Genomic DNA, 3,072 nt, shown 5'->3' with positions numbered 1-3,072 from the left:
TCCGATGGTTCCGACGGTTCTGACAGTTCCGATGGTTCTAATAGCTCCGACAGTTCTGATAGTTCTAATGGTTCTGACAGCTCCGACAGTTCCGATGGCTCAAATAGTTCTAACAGCTCTGACAGCTCTAATAGCTCTAATAGTTCTAATGGTTCCAACAGCTCTGATAATTCCAACGGCTCCAATGCTTCCAATACTGCTGGTTCAATTGTTAACAGCCCTGCAGCTATAGCACCTGCAGTCACAGTTCATTATCAAGATGAATATGGCAACACTGTTGCTCCTGATCGCGTAATCCAAGGCCGGATTGGTGATGGCTATACGACTGGTGCCGAGACTGTTTCCGGCTATACATTAAAGACCCGGCCTGATAATGCGACTGGTTTCTTCATCAACAGTCCGCAAAGCGTGACCTACGTTTACAGCAAGAATGATGGCCAAACTAATAACTCCACTACTACTCCAGCTGGAAACCAGACGCCGACTGACAATGAGCCGACTCCAATTCCGACCAGCAAGAAGAACAAGAAAAAGAAAGCACCTGCCAAATCAACCAAAGGTTTCACAGCTAACAAGCATCAGGCTAACCGCCCTGCTAAACTGGCAGCTGCAGCCCGCAAATTAAACAAGACTGCTAGCTCTGACCCACAAAAAGGCAAGCTAGATCAAGACAGCAGCACTAATGCATTGCCGCAAACTGGTGCCGAGAAGCACAACAGTTTGGCCATGCTGGCCCTAGGCGGTTTGGCCTTGGCCACTGCTCTAGGTGCTGCTTGGCTTAACCGTAAGAAAGACTAATTAAATTCTGACAAAAAGAGTCTGGGAAAAAACTCTAACCTAACTAAAAAGGCTGACAAATCACGTCAATAAAACGTTGATTTACCGGTCTTTTTATATTGTAAAATTTTTTTATTTAACTTCAAAGAGCACTTTTCCCAGACGCTTTTCGGTTTAGCTTAGCTCAGTTTGACTTTTGCCTAAGCCAGCCATATACTAAACCTATATTAATATGCAGTTTAGAAGAGGAATTATATGAATACACTTAAGAATGCTAACAAGCAAGGAGAAAAAATATTGCTCGGCGGCGTGGCCGCAGCTGCTTTAGGCTTAATTAATGCCAAGCCCCAGACGGTCAAGGCAGCTAATCAGAATGGCACTCGTGCCACTAAGAAGACTGCGAGCAGACCAGTCAAGACTAAGTTGAATTACCAAACAGAGTCTACTGAAACCGGTTCGGAAACTGAGGGTGCAGCAGCTACTGACGATAACCTCACTGACCAAAACAGCAACAGTCAAACAGCTGACAGCGAGACTAATGCAGGTACAGGTAATACAGGTACCTCAAGCAATACCTCAGAAGCTGGACAGGGTCAAGCTGATGCTAATAACAGTTCAGCAAGTGAAAATAATCAAGACACAACTGCAGGCAATACCAGCTCTTCAGGCACAAAAGACAGTATAAAAACTGAAAAACTCGAAAAAGATGTCAAAAGAGATAGTGGAAATCCTACCATACTAACTGGTGTTTGGCTTGGTGTCGATGTAACTTTTCAGCCGGGACGTGGAATATACACCATTAAAGGTAATAATCAAACTATTGATGGCATTCCCGGCAATTCTATTAATATTTTTTCACTAGCAAAAGATGGTCATGATCTTTTTGCTGAGCCTCTCTTTTCAGATAAAAATCAAATTAAAGAAGTCGACTTTACAGGTCCTCTTAACTTTAGAGGTACGATGCAAAGTATGTTCTATGATTTGTCAAGTTTAACCAAAATTACTGGATTAGAAAATCTGAATACATCTAATGTAATTAGTATGAATGGCATGTTTGCCAGTTGCTCAAGCCTAAGCTCAATTGAGGGAATAAATAAATTAGATGCTTCCAAAGTAACTGATATGTCCTATATGTTTGAAAACTGCGGAAGTTTAACTAGCTTAGATTTAAGTGGTTTAAATATAGGTTTAAATATTAACAAGAATAGTAATAAAAATGATCCTATTACCATGAAAGAGATGTTTATGGGTTGTTCTAACCTTGCAAACTTAATTTTACCTGATAAAATTGATACTTCTCAAGTTACTGATATGACAGGTATGTTTTATGGCTGCTCAGACTTAGTTTCTGTAAGTTATCCAAGTTCCGAAAATTCAGCAGATCCAGAAAATCAAAAAGTAGACTTAACCAAGTTTAATACTAGTAGCCTACAATATATGGCTTACTTGTTCAGTAGATGTTCTAGCATAACAGACTTAGACTTATCTAGTTTCGACACTGGGAATGTCACTTTAATGGACGACGCATTTAGTGAATGTAGAAATTTAACTGCATTGAATATTGCAAATTTTAATATGGCGAGGGTCGAACATTATGTATCACTTAGTAATCTTCTAAATAATTTGACTAAGTTGAAAAAACTAGTGTTAGGTAAAAATTGTAAGTTTACAAGTGAGGATAAAACTGCTGGTCTTAATAATCCAGGAACATGGGTTAATGTTGGTAACGGTAACGAAAGGGACCCAGAAATGAGTAAAAAATGGTCTTCCACCGATTTAATGAATAATTATAATGGTGAAACTGATCATGATACTTATATCAGATTCTATAGCGGCTGCCCTGTAAGAATTCATTACGTATACCTTGATAAAGAAGGAAAACGACAACCAATTTTAGACAAAGATGGCAAGTCCTATGACTATGCAATTGCTGGCAATAAAGGTGATACTAGTTCTATTGAGCCTAAAAATATATACGGTTATACTATTTCGAAAACTAGTAAAGACAAAGTCACAGTCACATTTACTGATCAAGAACAAGATGTTTACTTCGTTTATGACAGGGCAACAGGTAATCCTATTAAGGTTAATTATTTATACTATGTGGATGATAAGGGTAATACCAAACCTATTCTTGATAAAGACAATAAACCGATGACGGAAAATGTTGACGGGGTACTTTATGGTGATCAGAAAGATATTATTCCAAAACAAATATCTGGTTATACCATTAAGCAAATTATCATTGATGGCGTCAAACAGCCTGGAACTGATAAAGCAACTGTTGGCTACTCC

The 3,072-nt window shown here is 38.9% G+C and carries 2 protein-coding genes; both read left to right on the top strand.

Features of this window, described 5'->3' with window-relative positions:
* Positions 1 to 798: MucBP domain-containing protein (locus LDM92_RS09325; protein WP_223903005.1), on the top strand; the 798-nt coding region annotated here is incomplete at its 5' end.
* 234 nt (positions 799 to 1,032) lie between these two features.
* Positions 1,033 to 3,072: BspA family leucine-rich repeat surface protein (locus LDM92_RS09320; RefSeq protein WP_223903004.1), on the top strand; the 2,040-nt coding region annotated here is incomplete at its 3' end.

This window comes from Lactobacillus laiwuensis (assembly GCF_019972835.1).
Classification (GTDB): Bacteria; Bacillota; Bacilli; order Lactobacillales; family Lactobacillaceae; genus Lactobacillus; species Lactobacillus laiwuensis.
The sequence above is the reverse complement of the archived record's forward strand: the minus strand, read 5'-3'. Positions and strand labels throughout refer to the sequence as shown.